The following is a 24,956-nucleotide window of genomic DNA, read 5'->3' as shown; positions in this document are numbered from 1 at the left end:
CTCCTCCGCGGCCCTGCGGCGCGCGGCGCGCAGCGCGCGCAGAGTGGCCCGGCCGCTGTCGGTCAGCTCGATCCGCACCACCCGGCGGTTGCTCGGGTCCGGCACCCGGCGGACGCTGCCGCTCTCCTCCAGGGCGTCGACCAGGCTGGTCACGGCGCGCGGCACGACTTCGAGCCGCTGGGCCAGGTCGGCCATGCGCGGCGGCTCGCCGCAGTGCGCGACCGTACGCAGCAGGCGGGACTGCGCGGGGGTGATACCGACCGGCTCCAGGTGCTGCTTGTGGATCCGGTGGAGCCTGCGCGTCAGCCGGAGGAGCTGTTCGGCCAGCAGGCCGTCGGCGTCGGGGACACCGGAGGATGAGGACACGTCGGGAACACCGGAGGGTGAGGACATGGGGGAACAATATCAGGACCATGTGCATTGTGAGCATAGGTAACAGTGCATTATGCTCCATGAGACGTTGCTGAACCCTGTCGAACCCATGCCGTAACTCTGCCGAATCCGCCGATCCGTCGAGTCACCGCCGAAGGAGCTCATGAAACCCGAACGCCCCGATTGGACGCCCCCGCCCCGTGGGGCCGGGCAGCCGCCCGCCGAGGTGCGGCGTATCGTCCGGCTCTTCCGCCCCTACCGTGCGCGCCTGGCGCTCGTCGGACTGCTGGTCTGTGCCTCGTCGCTGGTCTCGGTCGCCTCGCCGTTCATGCTGCGCGCGATCCTCGACACCGCGATCCCGCAGGGCCGCACCGGTCTGCTGAGTCTGCTCGCGCTGGGCATGATCGCCACAGCCGTCGTGAACAGCGTCTTCGGCGTCCTCCAGACCCTGATCTCGACCACGGTCGGCCAGCGCGTCATGCACGATCTGCGCACCGCGGTCTACGCCCAGCTCCAGCGGATGCCGCTCGCCTTCTTCACCCGGACGCGTACCGGTGAGGTCCAGTCCCGTATCGCCAACGACATCGGCGGTATGCAGGCGACGGTCACCTCCACCGCGACGTCCCTGGTCTCCAACCTCACGGCTGTCATCGCCACGGTCGTCGCCATGGTCGCGCTCGACTGGCGGCTGACGATCGTCTCGCTCCTGCTCCTCCCGGTGTTCGTCTGGATCAGCCGCCGGGTCGGCCGCGAGCGCAAGCGGATCACCACCGAGCGGCAGAAGCAGATGGCGGTGATGGCCGCCACGGTCACCGAGTCGCTCTCGGTCAGCGGCATCCTCCTCGGGCGCACCATGGGCCGCTCCGCATCGCTCACCCGGAGTTTCGCCACGGAGTCCGAACGGCTCGTGGACCTCGAAGTGCGCTCCAGCATGGCCGGGCGGTGGCGGATGTCGACCATCGGCATCGTGATGGCCGCGATGCCGGCCGTCATCTACTGGGCGGCGGGTCTGGCGCTCCAGGAGGGCGGCCCCCAGGTCTCCATCGGCACGCTCGTCGCGTTCGTCTCGCTCCAGCAGGGTCTCTTCCGTCCGGCGGTCAGTCTGCTGTCGACGGGTGTGGACATGCAGACGTCGATCGCACTCTTCCAGCGGATCTTCGAATATCTGGATCTGCCGGTGGACATCACGGAGCCCGGAAACCCGGTGCGGCTGGACAAGGTGCGGGGCGAAGTGCGCTTCCAGCACGTGGATTTCGGCTACGACGAGAAGAGCGGGCCCACGCTGGAGGCCATCGACATCTCGGTGCCGGCGGGCGGCAGCCTGGCGGTCGTCGGCCCCACCGGCTCGGGCAAGTCCACCCTCAGCTATCTGGTGCCCCGGCTGTACGACGTGACCGGCGGGCAGGTCACGCTGGACGGAATCGACGTACGCGACCTCGACTTCGCCACACTGGCGCGCGCCGTGGGCGTCGTCTCGCAGGAGACGTATCTCTTCCACGCGTCGGTCGCCGACAATCTGCGCTTCGCCAAGCCGGACGCCACCGACGCCCAGCTCGAAGAGGCGGCCAGGGCGGCACAGATCCACGAGCACATCACTTCTCTGCCCGACGGGTACCAGACCCTGGTCGGTGAGCGCGGATACCGCTTCTCGGGCGGCGAGAAACAGCGCCTGGCCCTGGCCCGTACGATTCTGCGCGATCCGCCGGTGCTGATCCTGGACGAGGCCACCAGCGCTCTGGACACCCGCACCGAGCATGCCGTGCAGCAGGCCATCGACGGCCTGTCGGCGGGCCGCACCACGATCACCATCGCGCACCGCCTCTCCACGGTCAGGGACGCCGACCAGATCGTGGTGCTGGACGGTGGCCGGGTCGCCGAGCGCGGGACCCATGACGAACTGCTGGGCCTGGACGGCCGGTACGCCGCGCTGGTCCGCCGGGACGGCGAACTGACCCCGACCGGCGAACTGACCCCGACTGTCTGAGGTTCGGGGTCGGCACGAGGGGACCGGCCGGTATCCGGCGACCGTCCGGCGCGCGCCGCGCGTCCAAGACATGGCGGGCGGGCGGGTATGCGTGCGTGCGGGATGGGGGACACACGACAGCGCCGCCGCTCCCGTGGGACGGGAAGCGACGGCGCCGGTCGGAACGAGTGTCAGACGAGCCAACCCACGAAGTGGACGATGCCGGCAAGCAGGTCGGTGAGGAAGTTCATGGTGGTGCGTTCTCCTTGTGCGTGGTTCATCAGTGGGACTTGCGCCAGTAGCGGTCTGCAGCCCGTTGCTTGCGCTCCGTAAGCATCTTGCTTCGGGTGGTGATCAGGCAAGCGAATCCGGTGCGACCACACGTTCCAGCGAACACCCGATCCCCTGTTCGTGTGTTCGGTGCGCTCGGTGTCTCTCGCGTCAGGCCGCAGAGACACCGAGAGGGGCGGGGGCGCCGAGAGGGGCGGAGACACCAAGAGGGGCGGGGGCGCCGGAATCTGCCGGGCGTTCGAGCAGCCGCCGGATGTCCCGGACCGCCGCGCGGCCCGCGCGGTTGGCGCCGATGGTGGAGGCCGAAGGGCCGTAGCCGATCAGATGGATCCGCTCGTCACGGACCGCCCGTGTGCCGTCGAGCCGGATGCCGCCGCCCGGCTCCCGGAGCCTGAGAGGTGCCAGATGGTCGACGGCGGCCCGGAACCCGGTGGCCCAGAGGATGCTGTCCGCCCGTACGGTGCGCCCGCTGTCCCACGCGACTCCGTCCGGCGTGATCCGGTCGAACATCGGCAGCCGGTCGAGGATGCCCCGGTCGCGGGCGTCCTGGATCGCGTCGGTCACCGGCAGCCCCGTCACCGAGACGACGCTCTGCGGCGGCAGCCCGCGCCGTACGCGCTCCTCGACCTCCGCGACCGCCCGCCGGCCGCGCTCCTCGTCGAACGGACCCTCCCTGAACACGGGCGGGCGCCGCGTCACCCAGGTCGTCCCGGCGGCGACGTCGGCGATCTCCATCAGATGCTGCGTACCGGAGGCCCCGCCGCCGACCACGACGACCCGCTGCCCGGCGAACTCCTGCGGTCCGCGGTACCCCGAGGTGTGCAACTGCCGCCCCCGGAAGGTCTCCTGGCCCGGATAGCGTGGCCAGAACGGCCGGTCCCAGGTGCCGGTCGCGTTGATGACCGCACGCGCGTCCCACACACCCTGCGAGGTCTCGACGCGCAGCCGCCCGCTGTCGCCTTCGCGCACCGCGGTGACCCCGACGGGCCGGCGCACCTGGAGCCCGAAGGCTTCCTCGTACGCCGTGAAGTACTCGCCCACCACATCGGACGAGGGGCGGTCCCCGTCGGCGCCGGTCAGCTCCATGCCGGGCAGCGCGTGCATGCCGTGCACCTTGCCGAACGTGAGCGAGGGCCAGCGGAACTGCCAGGCGCCACCCGGGCGCGGGGCATGGTCCAGTACGACGAAATCGCGGCCGGGGACCAGCCCGGAACGCCGCAGATGGTAGGCGCCTGACAGCCCCGCCTGCCCGGCGCCGATGACCACCACGTCCACCGCACGTACGCCAAAGTCGTTCACGTTTCATCCAACAGCGCCGCCGCACGGGATCTTCCCGCTCAGCGACGGTGAGGGGGTGAGAGGGGGGAGTGTGACGCCGAGGTCTACGGGTGTGACGGGCCTCGCCCCGACCGGACGGGCACACGCGCTCCGTACGCGGGAGGATGGAAGGCATGCCAGACACCTTCACCACGCGCACCGTCCACATCGGAACCGGCGACCGCGAGACCGTCACCGACCTGACGGGGGAGTGCGAGGACTTCCTCCGCGAGGCGGCGGCGGGCCGCGACGGCCTGCTGAACATCTTCGTACCGCACGCGACCGCGGGTATCGCGGTCTTGGAGACCGGCGCCGGCAGCGACGACGACCTCATCGCCGCACTGCACGAACTACTGCCGGCGGACGACCGCTGGCAACACCGACACGGCAGCCGGGGCCACGGCAGAGACCACGTGGTCCCGGCCCTGGTGGCCCCGCACGCGACACTGCCGGTGATCGGCGGGCGGCTGGAACTGGGGACGTGGCAGTCGGTGTGCCTGGTGGACACCAACAGGGACAACCCCGAGCGGCAGGTGCGGCTGAGCTTCCTGGGATGACCAAGATCATCGCCCAGGTTGTGGCCGCGAGCTGTCAGGTGCTGCGGACCCGATGACCAGGCCCGAGCCGGCTCCCTGTCTCCGCGTGCACGCGGTCGGTACGACGGTCTCGTGGCTGCCGCAGTGGACCGCCTGGGCCGCAACGTCGCCGAGCCCTGGGGCCCGTTTCCTCCGGCGTCGACGATGGGGCACTTCGCGTGGTAATCATCACCGCGGCGAACTTGCACCCCATCAGCAGGTCGCGCAATCGACCCTGATTCAGGCGGCGCAGTGCGGCAAGCCGCCCCTGAAATCCACCATCTCCTGGAAGAGCGCGCCCATGTCGACGGGTGCGCCGGGGGCGGCGCCGCGCAGCTCCAGGTAGGCGCGGTGCAAGTTGGGGACGAGACGCTCGGGGTCCAGGAGGCCCTCCCACGGGCCGTATCGGCTCTCGCGGGCGACCTCAAGCGGAGTGAGTCCGGCCTCGATGCCCTCCTTGGCCAGGGAGCGCACCCAAAGGAGGTATTTTTCGGTCTCGTTGAGGATTTCGGGCCCCGCGACCGGGCCGTGGCCGCTGACCACGACCGCGGGGTCGAGGGAGCGCAGCGTGCGCACGGCAGCCACACAGCCGGAGAGCGAGCCCATGGGGAAGAACGGGGTGACCCCGGACATCACCACGTCGCCGGTGAACAGGACCCGCTGGTCGGGCAGCCAGACGACGGTGTCGTTGATGGTGTGCGCGGCGCCGGCGCTCATCAACTCGACGCGGACCGGGCCGACATGGAGGGTGAGCCGATCCTCGTACGTGAGGGTCGGCGGGGTGACGGTGATGTCTCCCCAGCACACGTCGGGCCAGAGTCCGGTGAGATGCAGGCCCGCCTGCTTGATTTCCGTTCGGGTGCCGGAGTGGCCGACGACGACCGCCTCGGGGAAGACGCAGTTGCCAAAGGTGTGGTCGCCATGAGAGTGGGTGTTGACGACGATGCGGGGCGGAGCGGACTCCAGGGAGAGGGCGGCGGCGCGCAGGGCGCGGGCTCTGCGCTCGGTGGCGGCCGTATCCACCAGGGCGCTCTCGCCCCCCGCGGTAATGACGCCGGCGTTGTTGAGGCACCAGCCGCCGTCCGGCTGGACGTAGGCGTAGACGTGTTCGGCGACTTCTTCGATCACTTGCGGCTCCTCACCTCGGGGGCCCAGCGTCCGCAGACGCCCTGTAGGCGGGCTCTGGGCAGGGTCGACGCTCTTGGCCGACACCTCGGCCCGGTCTTCCGCGGGATTGCATCGCAGCCGGGCCCTGACCGGGATGCGCCACCACGAGGCCGTCCGGCCTGGTCGGGGGCAGTGTGTACGACGTAGGCCCTGCGGTGGCCGGAGCCAGGGTGGCCATGGCCGTCCCCGAGCGGGCGCCCCGGGCCGGGTCCAGTCCCACGGCGAGAGCGGGAGCCCCCCGGCGCCGGTCCCGCTGGTCCCGCCGGTCCCGCTGGTCAGGCCTTGCGCCAGTCCATGACGACGTACTGCGACGTCTCGTCCAGGCATCGGCGCAGGGTCAGGAATTCATCGCGGAGTATGACCTCGCGGACCTGCCGTGTGTTGATCACGCGGGCATGGGAGCCGATGGACACCTCGTGGACGACCACTCCGTCCCGTACCTGCCAACGCCCCGAGTAGCTCAGGTAGTCGTCCACCGAGCCAAGGTATGCCGCCGACGGCGTACTGGCCTCCACGCCGCCGGACTCCGTCGCGTCTCTCGTGCGCATCATGCTGGCCGCCATGTATCCGTCGGGGTGGTAGATCAGCAGCCCATCCGCCCGAGGGCCGAGGGGCCCCTCGCTCGTGGAGCCGTCCGTGTTGAGGTAGTGATGGGAGACCAGGCTCCAGACTCCGACGAGGTCCTTCTCGGACAGCATCAGCAACTCCCCGACGCATCGCGGATGCTGAGATCGACCTGTGGTGTGAACTCGACCATGCTCGTTCATTTCCCCTCTGTCCTTGCCCCGGTCACCGGCCGGTCCGAGACCGGTTCCGGCTCTGCGTCCCACCCTGCCGAGGTGTACTGGAACCTCGCTCAACGGCCGCTCGGTCATGCCGCCGGGGGCACGGTGACGCTCGATCGAAGTTCGAGCGCGGAAGCCGAGAGTGGCGGGACAGCAACTCAAGCCCTCCGAAACCGACTTCAGATCCTGGGAGAGCCATGTCCTCTGTGCCCGTCCGACTCGATCCGGACACCGCATACGCTCGTGTTCAGCATTTCTACGCCGCCCAGATGCAGCAGCTGGACGCTCGCGACGTCATCGGCTACGCCGGCACCTTCACCGAGGACGCCGAGTTCGCGCACACCCCCGGGCGCCCCGCCTCCCGTACCCGAGCGGGCATCGTCGAGGACCTCACGGACTTCCACCGCAAGTTCGAGGACGATCCGATGCAGCGTCGGCATGTGGTCGGCATGATTCGCCTGGAGCCGCTCGACGACGGTGCGCTGAAGGCGACCGCCTACTGCCTCGTGGTGAAGACCCGGCCGGGGCAGGAACCGGTCTTCGTCAGCTGTGTCATGCATGACGTACTCGTCGAGGAGGACGGCCTCCTCCTCAACCGGTCGCGGCATGTCAGCTACGACTGAGGAAGTCCCTCCGGCGTACTGACCGACGCCGCGAACAGGCGAGGCGGACCCCGCAGCCGGGGTCCGCCTCGTCGGCTTCTCAACCGGTGGCGAATGTGCCACCGGCTCGTCAGAACACGTCGCCCTGGAAGGCGAGCCGAATGTGTTCGGGCGCCTTGTGCAGACCCCAGTCGCGCACGCTCCGCTTCAGTTCCGGCGTGTTCAGCGGCGTCCGGTTGGCCGGGTCGGCGAGCCCCAGCGGTTCCGGAAGGAAGTCCGACGCGCGCAGCCTGGCCCACAGTTGTGCTGCCGCGTCGGCTGCCGGCAGCTCTCCTGCCTCCACCCTCCGGCAGGTGTTCCTGGTGAAGGCGAGCAGCGCCTGGACATCCTCCCCCGTGGGCTCCGGCAGGCCGGGCGTGGCTCCCGACTCCAGCGAGCCGAAGACGGTGTCGTCCTGGCTTCGGCGGAAATCGGAGAGCACCTTTTGCGTTGGCACCCAGCTGAGGAAGCTGGTCGCCTTCCACACTCGGACCACGGCGTTCCACAGGTCGTAATGGCCGAATCCGATGTACGACGAGTACACGAGGTCGTCGTGCACGTCGAACAGGCCCTGCTGCAGCTTGTCGACGTACGCGAAACGCTCGGTGGACCAGTCGTCCGCCCGTGCCGCCGCGATCAGCCGTCCTGCCAGCGAGTTGATGACGGTCATCGTGTTGGTCAGGCCCCGCGAGTACAGCGCGTCGATGAATCCGGCCGCATGCGCCGTCAGGCAGTAGCGGTCTCCGACCGTGTTCGAGGCGGAGTACTGCAGCCGGTCGGTGCTCACCCAGGGCCGTGCGAGCCGGGCGTCGCGGAACTGCTCCGCGATCTCGGGGAAGCGCTGCAGGAACGTGCCGAACTCGTCCTCCGGCGGGCTGTCGGGCTTCGGGTACATACGCTCGTCCAGGGAGAGACCCACACTGCAGAGCGGATTGACGGCCGACTCGTGGTTGTCGAAGGGGATGACCCACAGCCAGCCGCCCTTGAAGACATGATGCAGGGTTCCCTGGTGCCACGGCACCGGCTGAGTGTGCTTCTGCGCAGCGGTGGCGTCGTCGAAGGGCGTGACCCCCACCATGTGGGTGAACAGCGAGCGGCAGTGGTGGCGGGCCCGGGTCGGTTCGTCACGCAGACCGAGCTTCTGGGCCACGGGGGAACGGAAGCCGCTGCCGTCGACCAGATACGCGGCGTGGAACCGCTCTCCTGCGTCGGACAGGAGCGTGACACCGCTGTCCGGGTCGATCTCGATGTCGGTGACCCGGGTGGCCAGGCGCCCCTCGGCGCCGTACTTGAGGGCGACATGGTAGAAGTACGCGTCGACGTCCTGGCGGAACAGGTGCATCTCCACGTTCGCGGGGATCACCTCCTGGTTGATCTGCTCCGGGTCCTGCGGCTTTCCCTCTTCGTGGTAGACGAACCCGAAGTTCCGCTTCTGTCCGATCGCCGGACTGACCTTCCGCATCTCGTCGAAACCGGTGAGCGTCGCGATCTCGGGGACCCGGTACCGCTCCGCGATGATCTGGGAGATCGTCGACGTGTAGGGGATGGTGGACTCGCCGACCGCGAAGCGTGGGTGGGCGCCGGCGTCCAGCAACAGGACACGCACCCCGTTGCGGGCCAGTACGGCAGCGAGGATTCCGCCGGCTATGCCGGCCCCCAGAATGGCGACATCGTATCCGCCGCTCGACAACTCCGGGCTCTCCGTTGTGACAGCCATGGTTCCTCTTCGTCTCGGGGTCTCGGGATGCTGTTCAGACGTCGTACGGCGTCTTCCGGCGGGCGTCCGCCAACGCCCGGGCCCACCAGGAGAGCTGGTTGAACATGACCTTCGCTGCGGTGCTGGCGCCCGCCTCGTCCTCGGGGCCACCGGCAGAGTCGAAGCCGTCACGGGGTCCGTGGAAACTCATCCCGTCCCGCACAGAGACCGCATGCAACTCGGCGAAGACCTGGCGCAGTTGCTCGGCGGCCCGGATGCCGCCCGACCGACCGCCGTAGGACACGAAGGCAACCGGCTTCGCCCGCCACTGCGTGCTGTTCCAGTCGATGGCGGTCTTCAGCAGGGCGGGGAAACTGTGGTTGTACTCCGGCGTGACGACGACGAACGCGTCAGCCCTGGCTATGCGTTCACCGAGGGACTCGACGATCTGCCTGACCGCCGGTTCGGGGGTGAGGCTCGGTGTGGGAGGCAGCTCCCAGTCCGCCAGGTCGAGCCGATCCGCCTGGAAGACGTCGGTGGCGGCGACGGTCCCCTGAAGCCAGTCGGCGATCATCGCCCCCATAACGCTCGTTCCGGAGCAGGACACCAGCATCGCCAGACGAAGAGGCTTCATCATCATCTGTTCTCTTCCCGTGAGGTCGTCGCGGATCCGCCCCACCAGGCTCGGTCAGCTGCCTCAAAACCCGCTCAAGCCGCACTGACCGAGGCCGTCGGCCGCGTGGGCGAGCCGGCAGAGCGGTCGGCTCGCGTCAGTGGGAGGCGGGGAGGATGACGGCCGCAAGGACCAGCTGGAGATGGCGGCGCCAGTCGGCGTTGCCGCTCGGCTTGAAGTACATGGTCGACATCACTCCGCAGGCGAGCATGGGGAAGTCCGCGAGGGTGAGGTCCTCGCGGACTCTGCCGTCGGCCACCGCACGGTCGATGATGCGCTGGACGATCACGGCGAACTCGGCCTTCTGCTGCTCGACGGCTTCCCAGCGCAGGTCCTTCGAACCGAGCAGCGCCAGCTGGAAGACGGCGTCACCCTCCGCGGCCTCCAGATAGGTACGCAGGACCGTCTCGAAGGCCGCGCCGGCGTCGGTGATCCGCTCGGCGTCGCGGGCGAGGTCGGCCATCCCCTGGAAACGCTCCCGTACGACAGCGGTGAGCAGCTCCTGCTTGCTGGGAAAGTGCCGGTACAACGTGCCCAGACCAAGACCGCAGTGGACGGCGATCTCCTCCATCTGCACGTCATGGCCTCGGCCTGCGAACAATTCACCGGCGCTGGTGAGGATGCGTTCGCGATTGCGACGGGCATCGGCGCGCAGAGGGCGCTCGGCCTCCGGCATGACACCCTCCGACAGTGGTCGCTTGGCCCGGGACGTGCCGTTCCGCCTGGTGGCGGGAACGAATAGCGATCGACTTTACCACCGCGTTCCGGGACATCACATTGCGCGGCAGCCGCCCGTCAGCGTGCGGCTGTGGTCAGCCGCAGCGGAAGTGCCGCGAGCCCGCGGATGGTGTTGTTCGGCCGCCACCGCGGCGGCGCGGTCAGTTCCACCGTCGCACAGTGCCTGGCCAGCGCGGTCATCATCGCCTCTGCCTGGGCATAGGCGACCATCCGCCCGATGCAGGCGTGCAGGCCGGCCCCGAACCCGAGATGCCCCCCGGACTTGCGGGAGACGTCGAACCGGTCCGGATCCTCCCAGCGCCGCGGATCACGGTTGGCCGCGCCGAACAGCAGGACGACCCGGTCGCCGGCAGGGACGGTGAGCCCCTCCACATCGACGTCTCTCGCCACTGTGCGGAAGAACAGCTGAATAGGCGACTCCAGCCGTACCGCCTCATCGAAGGCCGGCCGGGTCAGCCGGGGGTCGGCGCGCAGCGCGTCGTACTGATCCGGGTGCGTGGCCAGGCACCACAGCAGGGAGCCGAGTCCCTTCATCGTGGTGTCCATCCCGGCGGCCAGGATGCCGCGCACCAGCACAGCGGCTTCCTCGCGGCCGAACCCTTCCGTGCGGGCGAGCCGGTGGATCTGCGCTCCCCACCCGCCAGGACTGAGCTTCTCCGGGTAGAGATGTTCGACGATCCACGGCATGACGGACCTGGCACTGTTCATGGCCTGCCGGAACAGTTCGTTGTCCGGCCCGTTGAGATTGAACGCCAGCTCGGCGAAGGCGGGCAGATGTTCTTCCCGTCCCTCCTCCGGTATGCCCAAGGCATCCGCGAAGACCCGCAGCGGCATGGCCTGCGCGAGCCGGGCGATGCCGTCGATCTCGCCCGCAGCGACGCACTCCAGCACGAGCTCATCCGCGGCTTTGAACCAGGGCTCGCGCAGCGTGCGCACCGCTGCCGGGGAGAACACGGAACCGACGACGGAGTGCGCGCGGGCGTGGTCAGGCGGGTCGGCCTCCTGCAGTTGGCTGCGCGAACGCCAGGACGACTCCTTGCGCAGGTCCGTCAGGCCCGTGCCCGCCGAAGAGTAGAAGGTCTCGTGGTCGAGCAGCGCGCGCCGTACGACGTCGTGCCGGGCGAAGCCCCACACGCCGTAGCGCTCCAGCATGACCGCGGGCCCTGCCTCGCGCAGTTTCTCGTAGGCCGGGTAAGGGTCGGCGAGGACATCCGAACCGAACAGGTCCATATCGCTGACCGGCGCGATGCCATGCATGATCGGCTCCATCTCATCGGTGTTCGGGGTGTTCCTCGGTCGTCGTGCGTCAGGAGGTGGTTCTGGCCCACAGGCCCGCGGTCAGCCGGTGATACTGCCCGGACTGCAGGACCACCATGAGCTCCAGCAGCTTCGCCTTGTCCCCGGTGACGGCGAACTGGCCGGTGACGAACGCGGTCGCGGCGTGGAGTCCACCGGCCTGGAAGGCGACCAGGTCGCCGTAAGAGGCGGTGATCGCCAGGTCGGGACTGGCGAGGAGCCCCCGGCCCGCTTCGACGACGACTCCCTCCTCGATGAGGAGGTGGTAGTCGACCGGTCCTTCCGGTGTGTCCGTGGCGTGAAACTGCAGCCGGACGTTGACGTGCGGGATCGGGGACTGCTCCTGTGCCGCCAGCTGTCCGAACTCGGTCAGGTACGCGTCGGACAGGAAACGGACAGTCGTCGAAGTGGTCATCTTGCCTCCCCGGGGCTGGTGTGGAACCGGACATTCAGGGATTCGACCTGCGGAAACGCAACGCGTGGCCGGTGCCGCAGCGGCTCGGTGATCTCGATTCCGGAGAAACGGCCGAGCAGCGCGGGGAAGACGACTTCGGCCTGCAGTCTGGCGAGCCGCCACCCCGGGCAGCCGTGGATCCCGACACCGAACGACATCGGCCCGCTCTGCTCGCGCGTCACGTCGAACGTGTCCGGGTCAGTGAAATGCGCCGGGTCCCTGTTGGCTGCGGCGAGCATCACCATCAACCGGGAACCCTCCGGGATCTTCACGCCGCCGACCTCCACCGTCTCGCTGATCGTGCGGGGAACCATGTGCGCCGGCGGGTCGTAGCGCAGCACCTCGTCGATCGCCCGGCCCAGGAGCCCTGGATCGCGGCGTACGAGATCCGCCTGTTCCGGATGGCGGGCGAACAGCCGGATGCCGTTGGCGAGGAAATACGTGGTGGTCTCACTGCCGGCAGCGACGATCATGTGGCACATCTGGACGAGCTCGTCGAACGTCAGGCGCTCGCCCTCGTCCTCGGTGTCGATGAGCGCCGACAGCAGGTCGTCACCACGTCGGCGGTACTTCCGGCGCACCAGCTCCGCGTAGTACTCGTCAAGGAACTCCGCGGCCTCGTCCGCCTGGGTCAACTCCGAGGCAGTCATGCCCAGTTCGAACACCCGCTGGAAATCCCGGATCGGCTCCCGAAGGAGCGGCGCCTCGTCCTGCGGGACGCCGATGAGGCCTGCCACCACGCTGAGGGGGAGCGGGAAGCAGAAATCGTTGCAGATGTCGCCGCCACCGGCCTCGACGAGCGGCGCCAGCAACTCCTCCACCCTGCGCTCGATGAAGTTCTGGTGTTCCAGAACCCGCGCGGTGGTGAAGGCCCGGTTGACGATGCGACGCAACCGGGTGTGCTCGGGCGGGTCCTTCCACAGCATCGCGCCGGCGAGCTTGCGCAGGGCCGCGTGCTGCTCCCAGTCCCCGCTGAACCGGCCGGCCATGAAGGCGTACACGTCCTTGCCGACCCGTTTGCTCCGCAGGGACTCGTACACGTCGTCGTAGCGGGTCAGGACCCAGATGCCCATGGGGCTGCGGTGCACGGGCGCGGCCTCCCGGAGACGGCGGTACCGCGCGTGCGGATCATCCCGCCCCTCGGGGGAGAACAGGAGCTCCGCGAGCGCCTCGTTGGCGATGTGCTCGGCCGCGGCGTCCGGCGGGGCTGCGTACGTGGTCACGGTGGACTCCTGAGTAGTGATCGATCGGGCATCTACCCGGCCCCGGCCGGGGAGGGTGCGCGGCCGGGGCCGGCAGCGACGCGCTGGTGCCGTCGCCAGGTGCGTCGCTAGGGGATGGAGGTCTCCACGACGTGCATGAGAGCGCCGACCGGAGTGACGCCTTCCAGGCGCAGGCCCGCCCGCTCGACGAGCGCGGTCACGCCCGCCTTGGTGTGGCGCTTCCCGTCGCAGTTGAGCAGGAACAGCAGGTCTATACCGGTCGCGTACCGGATTTCCGGGCTGTCGTCGACGAGGTTGGTGATGACCAGGACGCGGCTCCCGGAGTGTCCGGCCCGTGCCGCGTTGCGCAGGGCGGTCACCGTACGCTCGTCGTCCCATTCGAGAATGCTCTTGAACTGGTAGACGTCGACGTCGACCGGGATCGCCTCAAGGCAGTCGCCCTCCAGCACCTGGGACCGGTCGGACAGCGAGCCGTCGGGGCGCAGCCGGGGGTCGGGTTCCGCGACCGCCGCGGGCAGGTCGACCAGGGTCCCGTGGAGGTGCGGGTGGTGCTCCAGGATGGTGGCCAGCGTGAAGCCGCGGCCGCCGCCGACGTCAGCGAACGTCTTCACACCGCTCAGGTCCAGGGCCTCAGCGATGTCGACGGAGGTCAGCCGGCTGAGCTCCGTCTGAGACTTGTTGAAGATCTCCCGCGACTCGTGCCACGCCCGGTCCAGGTGCGGAAAGAACGACGCGCCGTGCTTCTCCTCGAACCGGCCGCGTCCTGTGCGAACCGCATCCTCAAGGTCCGGCCAGAGGTCCCAGACCCACGGCTCGGTGACCCACTGGACCCAGTACTTGAGCCCCTGGGGGTGGTCCTCGCGCAGCAGGCGGGAGACGGCTGTGTGGACGACGCCGTCCTGGGTCTCGTCGAACACCCCGTAGGAGCGCAGGCTGAGCAGGAGGCGCCCAAGGACGGCAGCGTCCACCTCCAGCGACTTCGCGAGTTGTTCCACCGGGACGGGCTCGTCGCCGAGTACGTCGGCCAGGCCGGTCCGGATCGCCGCACGCAGCGCGGCCGGCGCGGCCGAAGCGAGGGAGAGATCACGCAGGGCCGTGATGGACGAGAGCAGTGATGCCTCGCCGGTCGTGGTGGGCGTACTCCTGACAATGGTCATGCGGTCCCCTTCTCGGGAGCTGAGGTCCTGTTGGCGCGGACCTTGGCAGCACGGTCCTTGGCGTCGTTCCACAGGCTGGATGTGTGCGTTAGAGCCCTGCTCAAGCCCGGCTCACCGCTGCTTTCACGGCCTCCACCCGCGCTTGAGCGCTGCTTGCCACCGTTCGTCTCCCGGCCATACCGGGGTTCTTGTCCGACTGCGGAGAGGCGACACGATGAAACTCGGTTCCGACATCGGAATCAGGTCGGTCTGTACCTGGCTTCCCGAGACAAGGGAATCCGTCAAGGACGAAATCGAGAGCGGCCGTCTCGATGCCGCGGCAGCCGACCGGCTGGGGGCCGTGGAACTGCCGGTGTCCACGGAGCTGGCCGCGCCGGAGATGGCGGTGCTCGCCGGACTCAAGGTGCTCGCCCGGGCGAACTGCGCCCCCGCGTCGGTCGGAGTGCTGCTGCACTCCTGGATCTACCACCAGGGCCGGGACAAGTGGTCGCCTTCGCACTACGTGGCCAACGGCCTCGGCCTGCCGCCGTCCGCGCTCGTGACCGGCGTGCATGAACTGTGCAACGGCGGCATGTCCGCACTGCACTTCGCCGCGAGCAGCCTGCTGGCCGACCCCAAGACCTCTGCGGCGCTGGTGACCACGGCGGACCGCTTCGGCGCGCCGGTATGGGACCGCTGGCGGTTGCACACCGACATCTCGTATGGCGACGGCGCCACAGCAGCGCTGCTGCACCGGCTGGACGGTGGCCCCGACGAGCTTCGCCTGCACTCCCTGACACACGCCACCGCGAGCTGGCTCGAAGCCCTGGACCGTGGCAACGCACCCTTCACCGCCGCGCCGATGGAGGGGCGGCCCACCCTGTCCGCCGTGGAGGCCCGCAGGGAGTTCTATGAGGTCCACGGGCGGGAGAGCCTGTCGGCGGAGGCCGTCGCACGGGTCGGGGACTCGCTGCAGGAGGCTCTCGAAGAGGCCGGAATCAGCCCGGACGACCCGCGTATCAGGCTCGTCGCCACCCCCCGGGTCGGCCCCCGGCTGATCGGCGCAATGTACGAGAAGGCCCTGGACCGTTCGCTGCTGGCCAAAACCGTCCTGCTGGGCGGTCGTACCGGTCACCTCGGCGCCGGAGACATGCTGGCGAACATGGCCGACATCGTGGAGCAGCGGATGCTGAACCCCGGCGAGTACGCCGTCGTCCTCGGATGCGGCTCCGGGTTCGCGTGGTCCACGGCGGTCGTGCAGGCCCTGTGACCCGGAGGGGCCGTGCCCGACCGCGGCCGTACGCGTTGTGCTTGACAACGCGGAGAAGCCGCCCTTAGCTTCGCCGTATAACCTGAAGCGGAATTCCGCTTCATATTGCAGATCCCGTCCTGGAGGCACCGTGATCGTCATCTGCACCCCCACCGGCCAGATCGGCCGCCAGACCCTCACCCGCGTTCTCGACAGCGGCGCAAAGGTCCGGGTCATCGCTCGCGACCCCTCCCGCATCGCCCCGGAGGACCGGGAGCGCGTCGAGGTGGTTCAGGGATCCCTGGCGGACGCCGACGTCCTCAACGAGGCCTTCGCCGGAGCCGAGAGCGTCTTCTGGCTCCTGCCCTCCGACCCCACCACGGACAGCGTCGAGGACAACGTCCGGCGTCTCGCCAAGCCGCTGGCCGATGCCGTCACCCGGCAGAACGTCAAGCGACTGGTGTACGTGGCGGGTCTTGGGCACCGGGAGAACTCCGACGCGGAGGCGACCGGCCGGCTGCTGGACGAACTGATCGAGAAGACCGGCGTGGACAGCCGGGTGCTCCGCATGCCGGCCTTCATGGAGAACCTGCTGTGGCAGGCGGAGTCCATCAAGCGCCAGGGGATGTTCTTCTATCCCGTCGACGGCGACCGCAAGCTTCCCAGCTGCGCCACCCGTGACATCGCCGACGCCGCGGCACGGCTGCTGCTCGACGGCTCCTGGACGGGTCAGGACTACGTTCCGGTCCTCGGCCCCGAGGACCTGTCGTACAACGACATGGCCGGAATCATCTCCGAAGTCACCGGAACCCCCGTCCGGTACCAGCAGGTGCCCGCTGAGGCGTACAAGGCCAACCTCATGAAGTACGGCATGGCCGAGGCGTCGGCCGAGTGGCTGGTCAACCTGCTGACCGCGATCGACGGGGGTCTCTACAACACTGAGCCGCGCACTCCGCAGGCCACCACGCCCACTTCCTTCCGGCAGTTCTGCGAAGAGGTGCTGAAGCCCGCCATCGTCGGCTGAGCGGCGGACTGCCCGCCTCTGCGTCCGTCGGCGGCAGCCCTGTTCCGGGCTGTCGACGGTGGGCGCCGCTGCGCGCGGAACAGGGCAGCTGCGGCTCTCGCCGGATTTGAGTGTGCGTTGATCGCCCTCCACCAGACTGCGGGAACAGTCGGCACCGTACGGGGCTGACCACTAACGCTCGTGCGACTCCGCCGAACATCGCTACCTCGTCCGGAATGCCGGTGGCTCGCGCCTCGGGGCGCCAGCGGTTGCACGACACCACTCCGGGGTCGAGGAGTTCCAGGCCCTCGAAGAACCGGGTGACCTGGCCAGGAGTGCGTTGGGTGAGCTTCGGGGTGCCGTGTTCGTTCCAGAACGCCGCTGCCGCGTCCACATCGGGCATCGCCGGGTCCTTGATCGTGTGCGAGAGGACCAGGTGGCTCCCGGACGGCAGCGCATCCATCAGGCGGCTGACGATGCCACGCGCCTCGGCGTCGTCCTCGAGGAAGATCACCACGCCGGGGAGGACGAGGGCGACAGGTGCTGGTGAGCAGGGCACGCGCGTGGGCGAGCACCAGGGGATCGTTGTCGACGTAGACGATGCGGGATTCCGGCGCCATCCGCTGGGCGACCTCGTGGGTGTTGTCGGCCGTCGGTAGGCCGGTACCTATGTCGAGGAACTGCCGGATCCCGCAGTCGGCGACCAGGTACCGCACCGCACGCCCGAGAAACAGCCGATCCGCCTGAGCGTAGTCGCCGATGCCCGGGTGCAGCCGGCGGATCTGGTCACCGGCTGCTTGGTCGACCGGGTAATGACCCTTGCCGCCCAGCCAGTAGTTCCAGATCCGGGCCGTATGCGGCTGCGTGGTGTTGATCTTTTCGCGATGCTGGGAAGCATCGGAACGCGTCGGCTGCTCGGCCACGGGTCTCCTTGTGGAGTCAGGCTCACTTCGACGTCAACGCGCAGCCTGCGGAGGTGATTTGCATCTTGAGGTCGCAAGGGTTCCGCGCGATCAGCTACCGCGAGGTGAGCCGGGGCGCCGCGGGTCCTGTTTGCGAAACGACCCGAGGGGTTCCCGCTGTCCAGTGCTGCGAGGCGGAGAGGGCCGAGGTTCGCCGGGTGGAGGATTCCCTCGGCGCGCCGGAGGGCGATCTCGGTCTGTTACTCGGCGGCTTCTCCCACCGTTCCGTCGGGGGCGGCGGCCGATCTGTCCGGCGATGAAGAGATGGCCGTGCGAACGGACCGCTTGGCTGTTGCTGCCCTGACCTGGTGAGTGGCAGAAATGCCGCTGTTGAATAGGATAGTGACATGAGGGTGACATGAGTGGCAGGGGAGTGTCGACGTGACGGTGCATCGAGTCGCGGTACTGGTCCTGGACGGGGTCACCCCGCTCGATCTGGCGATCCCGGCGCAGATCTTCAACGCCCGGCCGGAGACTCCGTACGAGATGACGGTGTGCGCGCCCAGCCCGAAGGTGGCCACCACCGCGGGGTTCACGTTGGAAGCCCCCGGGGGCCTGGAGTGGGTGCGTGACGCCGACACCGTGATCGTGCCCGGATACGAGCCGCTCCTGCGGCCGCCGGAGGCCGTACTCGATGTGCTGACCGAGGCCCATGAGCGGGGTCGGCGCGTGGTGTCGATCTGCACGGGCGCCTTCGCGCTGGCCTCGGCGGGTCTGCTGGACGGGCGGCACGCCACGACCCACTGGAAGCACATCGATGATCTCGAACGGGACTTTCCGGCCGTCACCGTCGATCGCGACGTGCTCTACGTCGACGAGGGAGCGGTGCTCACGTCGGCCGGTGTGTGCTGCGGCATCGACCTGTGCCTGCACCTCGTGCGCCGCGATCTGGGGGCGGCGGTGGCCAATGGAATCGCCCGCGGTCTGGTCGCCGCCCCGCATCGCGACGGCGGGCAGGCCCAGTACGTGCCGGCTCCCGTCGCGGTGGCCGGCGAGGCGTCGCTCTCCGACACCCGGGCATGGGCCCTGCTCCGGCTCGACGAGCCGCTCACCCTCCGTGAACTCGCCCGGCACGCGGGTCTTTCGCAGCGCACCCTGATGCGCAGGTTCACCAACGAGACGGGCGTGACCCCGTTGCGGTGGCTGCTCGACGCCCGGCTCGGCAAGGCCCGGGAACTGCTGGAGACCACCACCCACTCGGTGGACCGGGTGGCGCGGGACTGCGGGCTTGGCACAGCGGCCAATCTGCGGCTGCACTTCCGGCGCGCGCTGGACACCACCCCCACCGCCTACCGGCGCACCTTCACACACTGAGCCGGGAAGAGCGGACTCCTGACCGGACTCCTGACCGCACTCCGACCGGACTCTGACCGGACTCCTGCTTAGGGTGGAGCCCATGTCCACCACAACGCCCAGTCAGCCGCCCCTCGTTGACCCCGCAGAGCTGGTCGCGGATCCGTACTCGGTGTACGCGCGGCTCCGCGAGGCCGGACCGGTCCACCGCATCGCAGGAACGGACGGGCTGCCGGCCTGGCTGGTCACCCGTTACGACGACGTACGCCAGGCACTCGCCGATCCCCGGCTCTCCCTCGACAAACGCCATGCGAAGCCCGGCGGTTACCGCGGGCTCGCGCTGCCGCCGGCGCTGGACGCGAATCTGCTGAACATGGACCCGCCGGACCACACCCGCATCCGCCGCCTGGTGTCCCGGGTGTTCACCCCGCGCCACATCGCCCGCCTGCGCGAACCCATCAGGGAAACCGCCGACTCACTGCTCGACGCCATCGAGCCGCACGGCCACGCCGACCTGATCGCCTCGTACGCCGCGCCCCTGCCGATCGCCGTGATCTGTGACCTGCTCGGGGTGGCTCCGCACGACCGCCGGGACTTCCGGTCCTGGACCGATGCCCTGATCGCCCCGGACCCGGCACAGCCGGGCCGGGCGAAGGAAGCCGTCCGCAGCCTGCTGGCCTTCTTCACCCAGCTGATCGCCGACAAGCGTGCCGCGCCCGCCGACGACCTGCTCTCCGCGCTGACCGCCGTACGCGACGACGAGGACCGGCTGAGCGAGGACGAGCTGATGTCCCTGGCCTTCGTCATCCTGGTCGCCGGGTACGAGAACACCGTCCACCTGATCGGCAACTCCACCCTGGCCCTGCTCACCCACCCCGGCCAGCTGAGCGCGCTCCGCGCCGATCCCGGCCGACTGGGCGGTGCGGTCGAGGAACTGGCCCGCTACGACGGTCCGGTGCCCCTGGCCATCCGGCGCTTCCCCACCGAGGACATCACCATCGGCGGGGTCGGTGTCCCGGCCGGTGAGACCGTCCTGTTGTCCCTGGCGGCCGCGCACCGGGACCCGAGCCGCTTCACCGAACCCGACCTGCTCGACATCAGCCGGGACGCCACCGCGCATCTCGCCCTGGGCCACGGCATCCACTACTGCCTCGGCGCACCCCTGGCCCGGATGGAGACCGAGGTCGCGCTCGCCGCGCTCCTCGACCGGTTCCCCGCTCTGGCCCTCGACACCGCTCCGGACGAACTCCGGTGGCGTCCGTCCATGCGGGCCCGCGGGCTGATCGAACTGCCGGTGCGCTACTGACCGTACGTCGCGGACGGTGCGCCATGGACCTTACGTCGCGGACCGTACGTCGCGGAGCGCACGTCACCGACCACACGTCGCGGACCGTACGCCACCGACCGTACGTCGCGGAGCGCACGGCACCGAGTGCACCTCACCGACCGCTCGTCGCTGGCCGCATGTCACCACCGCGCGTCGTCGGTCCAGGTCCAACAGCGTTCCGCAGGGGCTCTGTCGGACCATGGACCGGCATCCTCGTGCCGGTCCATCGCAGGAGGCCGTACAGGAGTTGTGTCGCCCCCGGCATGAAGCGGGAGCCGTGGTGGTAGACCGGGTCCATGGTGGTGACGATCAGCCGGCCGGCGGTGGAGACCAGGTCCTCGTAGAGAAGGACCTGTCGGTGCTCCGGTTCGCCGTGGTGCTCCATGACGGTGTGGACCAGTGGGGTCGCCCCTTCCGGAGGCTCCAGCAGACCGTGGTAGTGCCAGCGCACGGCCCGTTCCGTGAGGTGGCCCCAGGCGGGGTGGTCCGGGTGGTTCAGGCGCACGCCGTTGTCGGCACCGGTGCGCCACCACCAGAAGTTGGTCTCGGCCGCCAGGAGCCCCCGTACTCCGGGCAGCCAGCCGGTGATCTCGTTCTCACCCAGTACCACCACGGTCCCGCCCTCGTGTGCCACCCGCAGCAGGGCGGGTGCCGCCCGTGCCAGCAGGCCGGGGTGCAGACGGTCGGAGACGATCAGGGTGTCCAGGCCCGCGAAGTCCGCGTCCCCGGCCTCCGGCAGATAGATCTCCCGGGGGCGCCAGGCCCGGACGGCCGGGTCGGCGAGCGCCGCCAGCTGATGGAACGCGCCGCCGTGCAGGAAGCCGGTGCGTGGTGGGGCGCTCATGTCAGGGAACCCTTCAGCCAGTCGATGAGATTCGGCCCCAGGTTCCGGGTGGAGCGGTCGGGGTCGCAGAATCCGTGCAGGTCGTTCCCGGCGTGGGCCAGGACAGCCCCGTCGCCCAGGGGGAGTACGACATCCAGGGGCAGCCGGTAGGGGCCGATCGCGTTGACGACCGTTCCGTTCGCGGGTACCCGGGCGTGGTAGCCGCGGCCGTAGAAGCCCGCGACCCCGAGCCGTGCCAGTTCGGCCCCGCGTGGGGTGCCCGGAACGCCCGTCCGGAACAGCAGTTCGTCGTAGTCGACGCCCTCCCACACCGGGTGGGGGGTGACCGGGACGATCCGCAGGTCGTCGGCCCCGTGGTGGTCGATGGCCCGCCACGGTGCGAGACCGGGCAGGAAGGGCCGGCTCACGTGTCCATTGACGACGATGCGGCCACCGGCGCGCACGAAGTCCTCCAGGAGGGCGCGACGCCGTTCGAGGAAGATCTGGTCGCAACCGAGCGAGAGCATCAGGCCCTTGACCTCGGTCAGCGGAGCGGCGTCGAGGTCGTAGAGGTCGATGGTACGGACGGACCGGCCGGGTGCGATCTCCACATCCGGGTACGTGCCCATGGTCACGTACCGGACGGATGTGTCCGGGGCCGGGACCGCGGGGGCTCCGCCCCGGTGCCGGACGGCGGCTGTGGATGTCATGCGGCTGTCTCCTTCGCGGCGGGTGACGCCCCCGCCTGCTGGATACGGGGTGCGGCGGCGGACGGGTCTCTGCCTGGCCCCAGGTCGGGGACCACGACCGTGCGTGGTCCGCGCGGGCCGTCCACCCGTGCGGTGGTGACGGGCAGGCCGTACAACTCGCTGAGCGCCCGCGCGTCGAGGAGCTGTGCGGCAGGACCGGTCCGTACGTCGTCCGGCCCCAGGACGAGAACCGCGTCGTCCGCCAGATGCAGTGCGTGATCCGGGTGGTGGGTGGTCAGGGCGATTCCCATACCGCCGGCCGCCAGGTCCTGAAGGATCGTCAGTACCCGTGCCTGGTTGCGGAGATCGAGCGCGGAGACCGGCTCGTCCAGCACCATCACGCGGCACTGGGCGGCCAGGGCCCGGGCTATCAGCACCATCTGCTGTTCACCGCCCGAGAGTTCGGCGTACGAGCGGTCGGCCATGTGGACGATTCCGACCTGCTCCATGGCGCGGGCGGCCTGTTCACGGTCACGGCGGCCGGGGACCGCGTACGCCTTCAGCTGACGGGAGCGGCCCATCAGGACCATGTCGGCCACCGGATACGCGAACGCGGCACTGTGCGACTGCGGCACGTAGGCCACCGGCGCGCTCGCCGTGACGGTGCCCTCGGTGGGGTCGAGCAGCCCGGCGAGAGCGCGCAACAGGGTGGACTTGCCACGCCCGTTGGGGCCCAGCACAGCCAGGACACGGCCCTCGTGGGCGGTGACGTCGACGTCACGGAAGACCCAGGTGTCCTTCGTGTAGCGGTGTCCGAGACCGCGCGCTTCGATCACTGGGACCACATCCGGTTCCGGGACCTGGCGAGCAGGCCGATGAAGAACGGCGCGCCGATCACGGCGGTCAGGATGCCGAGGGGCATCTCGGCGGCGGTGATCGTTCGCGAAAGGGTGTCGATGAGGGTGAGATAGGCCCCGCCGATCAGGAAGGCGGCCGGCAACTGCGCCCGGTGGTCGCTGCCGGTCCACAGCCGCGCGAGGTGCGGCACCACGAGGCCCACCCAGCCGACGAGCCCGGCGACGGCCACCGAACCCGCGGTCATCAGTGCGACGGCCATGAGCAGCAGGAGCCGGGTGGTGCGTGGGGGCACGCCCAGCGCCGCCGCGTCGTCGTCGCCCAGCGAGAGAACGTTGAGACGCCAGCGCAGCGCGAGGACGACGGCGCTGCCCAGGAGGACGGGGACCGCGGCGGTGATGACCTTGGCGTAGGTGGCGGTGGCCAGTGAGCCCAGCAGCCAGAAGACGATCGACGGCAGCTGCGACTCGGGGTCGGCGACGTACTTCACGAACGAGACCAGGGCGGTGAAGAAGGCGCCGGTCACCGTACCGCCGAGCACGATCATGAGGATGGGGTTGCCGCTGTTCAGCCGCCCGATGAGGAGGACGGCGCCCAGCGCGACCAGGCCGCAGGCGAACGCGGCCCCCACCACGCTGACGGAGCCGGCACCGAGCAGAAGGGCCAGCACACCGCCGAACGAGGAGCCGGAGGAGACGCCGATGACGTCCGGACTGACCAGCGGGTTACGGAAGACCCCCTGCAGGGCCGCGCCGCCCAGGGCGAGCCCGCCGCCGACCAGCAGCGACAGCAGGACGCGGGGGAGCCGTACGTCGAGGACGACGGTCGCCTCGTTCGGCGTCCAGGTCGGCCGGAGGGGGAGCACCTGGCCCAGGAGCAGCCGCAGCATCTCATTGGGCGGTACGACGAACCGGCCGAGTGCCAGGGCGGCGAGGGCGATGACCACGGTGGCCACGGCGAGGAGGGGCAGCCGGGGGACGCGATGCCGCTTCCGTGCGGCCGGTTCGGAAGGGGCGGCCGGACTGGCAGAGGCGGCCGGACCGGCGGGCGGAGCCGGATCGGTGTGGGCGACCGGATCGGCGGGGGAAGCCGGATGGGTGGGGGCGGGCGAAGCCGGATCCGTCCCGGCCCGGGGAGAAGCGAGAGCTGTGGAGTGGTGGTCCGGGGGAGGCCGGAGAGGGCCGGTGGGTTCCGCCGGGCCGGTGTCAGGAGTGGAAGCCGGCATAGTTCGCGCTCTTTGTGTTCAGGCCGAGACGCAGCACCTGGTCCGTCTGGGCGGCGGAGATGTCGTACCCGTACAGCAGGTCGAAGGTGCTCTTGATCTTCTGGCGCAGGCCGTTGCGCCCGGCGATCTCCGGATGCAGGATCTGGGCCGCCCAGCGCCACATCAGCGGGGACTCGCAGCACGGCGGGTCCCAGCGGTAGCCGCCCAGCGGCACTTTGTAGACGCGCCGGTCACGTACGGCACGGACGGAGGCGAGGGACTTGTCGGCGTACAGGTCCGAGGGCGCCTTCTCGTCGAAGGCGGACAGGAGGACGACCTCCGGGTCCCAGGCGATGATCTGCTCGGTGGAGACCTGAGGCGCGTCGGCAGAGACGCCCGCGGCCACATTGCGACCGCCCGCCAGCTCGGTCCAGTGCGTCACGTAGTCGCTGCCGGTGGCGGTGGTGAAGCCGTCGGCGGACGCCTTGAGGTACAGGACCTTCTGCCGTCCGTCCGTCAGGTGGGGCTCGACGAGTTTGCGTACCGCCGTGTCCTCCGCGTGCATCCAGGCCAGGAGGCTGGAGGCGCGCTCCTCCTTGCCGAGCAGTCTGCCGAAGAAGCCGACCCAGGTCTCCATCATCTTCTGGGTCCCGTAGGTGAGGCCGATGACCTTCAGACCGGCGGACTCCAGCGGTTTGATGATCTCGTCGCCCATGTCGGCCCACTGGAGCACCACATCCGGTTCGAGGCCCATGACGGTCTCGACATTGGGGACGAAGTCCGCCCCGGCGATGGTGGTCGTCTTCTTCGACTCCGGGAAGACCGTGCCGAAGATGCCCTCACGGTTGGCCGTCAGGGTGGATTCGTTGATGCCGACGATGTGGCTGTACGAGCCGTCGACCGCGGCGAGCATCGAGGGCGAAGGAATGATCGCGGTGGCGATGCGTTCGACCGGGCCGTCGAAGGAGACCTTCTTGCCGCGCTGGTCGGTGAGGGTGAACGCCGATGCGGGGGAGGCGGCGGCCGCGGACGTCCGGACGTCACGCGACGAGCACGCTCCCAGCAGGCCCGCGCCGCCGACAGCGGCGGCGCCGGCGCCGAGGCCGCGCAGAACGGTCCGCCGGGTCGGCGGGGTGGACGAGGGTGCAGATGTGGTCACAGAGGACCTCCTGTGTCACTTAGGTGAGGCTAACCTAACCCACCTTTCTGTGACTCCGGCCGGCC

The 24,956-nt window shown here is 69.6% G+C and carries 23 protein-coding genes and 1 pseudogene; 7 read left to right on the top strand and 17 right to left on the bottom strand.

Annotated elements, in window-relative coordinates; genetic code table 11:
- The coding region (locus tag G3I19_RS12805; protein WP_164263303.1) for a MarR family transcriptional regulator at positions 1-393 on the bottom strand (393 nt) is incomplete at its 3' end.
- Between the two features lie 142 nt (positions 394-535).
- Here G3I19_RS12805 and G3I19_RS12800 point away from each other — a divergent pair.
- Positions 536-2,356 carry an ABC transporter ATP-binding protein gene (locus G3I19_RS12800; RefSeq protein ID WP_164263301.1) on the top strand — a complete coding sequence of 607 codons (1,821 nt, stop codon included), beginning with the start codon at positions 536-538 and terminating at the stop codon, positions 2,354-2,356.
- 420 nt (positions 2,357-2,776) lie between these two features.
- On the opposite strand, the gene G3I19_RS12795 is transcribed toward G3I19_RS12800, so the two are convergent.
- Positions 2,777-3,925, bottom strand: a complete 1,149-nt coding sequence (locus G3I19_RS12795) for an NAD(P)/FAD-dependent oxidoreductase (RefSeq protein ID WP_164263299.1) — start codon at positions 3,923-3,925, stop codon at positions 2,777-2,779.
- A gap of 152 nt (positions 3,926-4,077) precedes the next feature.
- Here G3I19_RS12795 and G3I19_RS12790 point away from each other — a divergent pair, with 152 nt between their 5' ends.
- A complete protein-coding gene (locus G3I19_RS12790; protein WP_164263297.1) occupies positions 4,078-4,500 on the top strand; it encodes a secondary thiamine-phosphate synthase enzyme YjbQ in 423 nt (140 codons plus the stop codon).
- Positions 4,501-4,758: 258 nt separating this feature from the next.
- Here the strand turns inward: G3I19_RS12790 and G3I19_RS12785 are convergent, their stop codons facing one another.
- Both G3I19_RS12785 and G3I19_RS12780 read right to left on the bottom strand, forming a co-directional pair.
- Complete coding sequence (locus tag G3I19_RS12785; protein WP_343235083.1) at positions 4,759-5,646, bottom strand: MBL fold metallo-hydrolase; 888 nt, start codon at positions 5,644-5,646, stop codon at positions 4,759-4,761.
- A 314-nt stretch (positions 5,647-5,960) separates the two neighbouring features.
- Entirely contained in the window at positions 5,961-6,383 is a 423-nt protein-coding gene (locus G3I19_RS12780; RefSeq protein ID WP_164263294.1) for a lipocalin-like domain-containing protein, read from the bottom strand.
- A 284-nt stretch (positions 6,384-6,667) separates the two neighbouring features.
- On the opposite strand from G3I19_RS12780, the gene G3I19_RS12775 reads away from it, so the two are divergent.
- Positions 6,668-7,093 (top strand): nuclear transport factor 2 family protein, encoded by a 426-nt coding sequence (locus tag G3I19_RS12775; RefSeq protein ID WP_164263292.1) that lies wholly within the window; start codon positions 6,668-6,670, stop codon positions 7,091-7,093.
- 109 nt (positions 7,094-7,202) lie between these two features.
- Here the strand turns inward: G3I19_RS12775 and G3I19_RS12770 are convergent, their stop codons facing one another.
- The 7 genes from G3I19_RS12770 to G3I19_RS12740 form a co-directional block, all read right to left on the bottom strand.
- Positions 7,203-8,828: a tryptophan 7-halogenase gene (locus tag G3I19_RS12770; protein WP_164263290.1), complete on the bottom strand. Its 1,626-nt coding sequence runs from the start codon at positions 8,826-8,828 to the stop codon at positions 7,203-7,205.
- 34 nt (positions 8,829-8,862) lie between these two features.
- The gene (locus G3I19_RS12765) at positions 8,863-9,441 is read right to left on the bottom strand and encodes an NAD(P)H-dependent oxidoreductase (protein ID WP_275402722.1); all 579 of its coding nucleotides are present in this window, start codon (positions 9,439-9,441) and stop codon (positions 8,863-8,865) included.
- Between the two features lie 136 nt (positions 9,442-9,577).
- Positions 9,578-10,156 carry a TetR/AcrR family transcriptional regulator gene (locus tag G3I19_RS12760; protein WP_164263288.1) on the bottom strand — a complete coding sequence of 193 codons (579 nt, stop codon included), beginning with the start codon at positions 10,154-10,156 and terminating at the stop codon, positions 9,578-9,580.
- 119 nt (positions 10,157-10,275) lie between these two features.
- Positions 10,276-11,475, bottom strand: a complete 1,200-nt coding sequence (locus G3I19_RS12755; protein WP_164263286.1) for a cytochrome P450 — start codon at positions 11,473-11,475, stop codon at positions 10,276-10,278.
- 49 nt (positions 11,476-11,524) lie between these two features.
- Positions 11,525-11,929 carry an alkyl sulfatase C-terminal domain-containing protein gene (locus G3I19_RS12750; protein WP_164263284.1) on the bottom strand — a complete coding sequence of 135 codons (405 nt, stop codon included), beginning with the start codon at positions 11,927-11,929 and terminating at the stop codon, positions 11,525-11,527.
- A complete protein-coding gene (locus tag G3I19_RS38260; RefSeq protein ID WP_164263282.1) occupies positions 11,926-13,191 on the bottom strand; it encodes a cytochrome P450 in 1,266 nt (421 codons plus the stop codon). Before G3I19_RS38260 ends, G3I19_RS12750 begins: the two co-directional genes overlap by 4 nt.
- 107 nt (positions 13,192-13,298) lie before the next feature.
- Positions 13,299-14,348, bottom strand: coding sequence for a methyltransferase (locus G3I19_RS12740; protein WP_164263280.1), 1,050 nt, complete (start codon positions 14,346-14,348; stop codon positions 13,299-13,301).
- 214 nt (positions 14,349-14,562) lie between these two features.
- Here G3I19_RS12740 and G3I19_RS12735 point away from each other — a divergent pair, with 214 nt between their 5' ends.
- Positions 14,563-15,597 (top strand): ketoacyl-ACP synthase III family protein, encoded by a 1,035-nt coding sequence (locus tag G3I19_RS12735; protein WP_164263277.1) that lies wholly within the window; start codon positions 14,563-14,565, stop codon positions 15,595-15,597.
- A gap of 130 nt (positions 15,598-15,727) precedes the next feature.
- Complete coding sequence (locus G3I19_RS12730) at positions 15,728-16,600, top strand: NmrA family NAD(P)-binding protein (protein WP_164263275.1); 873 nt, start codon at positions 15,728-15,730, stop codon at positions 16,598-16,600.
- A 178-nt stretch (positions 16,601-16,778) separates the two neighbouring features.
- Here G3I19_RS12730 and G3I19_RS12725 read toward each other — a convergent pair.
- A pseudogene (locus G3I19_RS12725) lies at positions 16,779-17,502 on the bottom strand (SAM-dependent methyltransferase); the annotation flags it as partial.
- Positions 17,503-17,922: 420 nt separating this feature from the next.
- Here G3I19_RS12725 and G3I19_RS12720 point away from each other — a divergent pair.
- Together G3I19_RS12720 and G3I19_RS12715 are read left to right on the top strand one after the other, a co-directional pair.
- Positions 17,923-18,855 carry a helix-turn-helix domain-containing protein gene (locus tag G3I19_RS12720; RefSeq protein WP_164263273.1) on the top strand — a complete coding sequence of 311 codons (933 nt, stop codon included), beginning with the start codon at positions 17,923-17,925 and terminating at the stop codon, positions 18,853-18,855.
- An 82-nt stretch (positions 18,856-18,937) separates the two neighbouring features.
- Positions 18,938-20,140: a cytochrome P450 gene (locus tag G3I19_RS12715; protein ID WP_164263271.1), complete on the top strand. Its 1,203-nt coding sequence runs from the start codon at positions 18,938-18,940 to the stop codon at positions 20,138-20,140.
- Between the two features lie 133 nt (positions 20,141-20,273).
- On the opposite strand, the gene G3I19_RS12710 is transcribed toward G3I19_RS12715, so the two are convergent.
- The 5 genes from G3I19_RS12710 to G3I19_RS12690 all read right to left on the bottom strand — a co-directional run bounded on the left by G3I19_RS12710 (position 20,274) and on the right by G3I19_RS12690 (position 24,891).
- Positions 20,274-21,005 (bottom strand): hypothetical protein, encoded by a 732-nt coding sequence (locus G3I19_RS12710; protein ID WP_239074226.1) that lies wholly within the window; start codon positions 21,003-21,005, stop codon positions 20,274-20,276.
- On the bottom strand, positions 21,002-21,694 hold the full coding sequence (locus G3I19_RS12705) for a hypothetical protein (protein WP_164263269.1): 693 nt from the start codon (positions 21,692-21,694) through the stop codon (positions 21,002-21,004). Before G3I19_RS12705 ends, G3I19_RS12710 begins: the two co-directional genes overlap by 4 nt.
- A complete protein-coding gene (locus G3I19_RS12700; RefSeq protein WP_164263268.1) occupies positions 21,691-22,509 on the bottom strand; it encodes an ABC transporter ATP-binding protein in 819 nt (272 codons plus the stop codon). Before G3I19_RS12700 ends, G3I19_RS12705 begins: the two co-directional genes overlap by 4 nt.
- On the bottom strand, positions 22,506-23,483 hold the full coding sequence (locus tag G3I19_RS12695; protein WP_343235082.1) for an iron ABC transporter permease: 978 nt from the start codon (positions 23,481-23,483) through the stop codon (positions 22,506-22,508). The genes G3I19_RS12700 and G3I19_RS12695 overlap by 4 nt, the downstream gene beginning before the upstream one ends.
- Positions 23,484-23,733: 250 nt before the next feature.
- Complete coding sequence (locus G3I19_RS12690; RefSeq protein ID WP_164263263.1) at positions 23,734-24,891, bottom strand: ABC transporter substrate-binding protein; 1,158 nt, start codon at positions 24,889-24,891, stop codon at positions 23,734-23,736.
- Positions 24,892-24,956 lie beyond the last annotated feature (65 nt).

It is taken from the genome of Streptomyces sp. SID10853, from assembly GCF_010548145.1.
GTDB lineage: Bacteria > Actinomycetota > Actinomycetes > Streptomycetales > Streptomycetaceae > Streptomyces.
The sequence above is the reverse complement of the archived record's forward strand: the minus strand, read 5'-3'. Positions and strand labels throughout refer to the sequence as shown.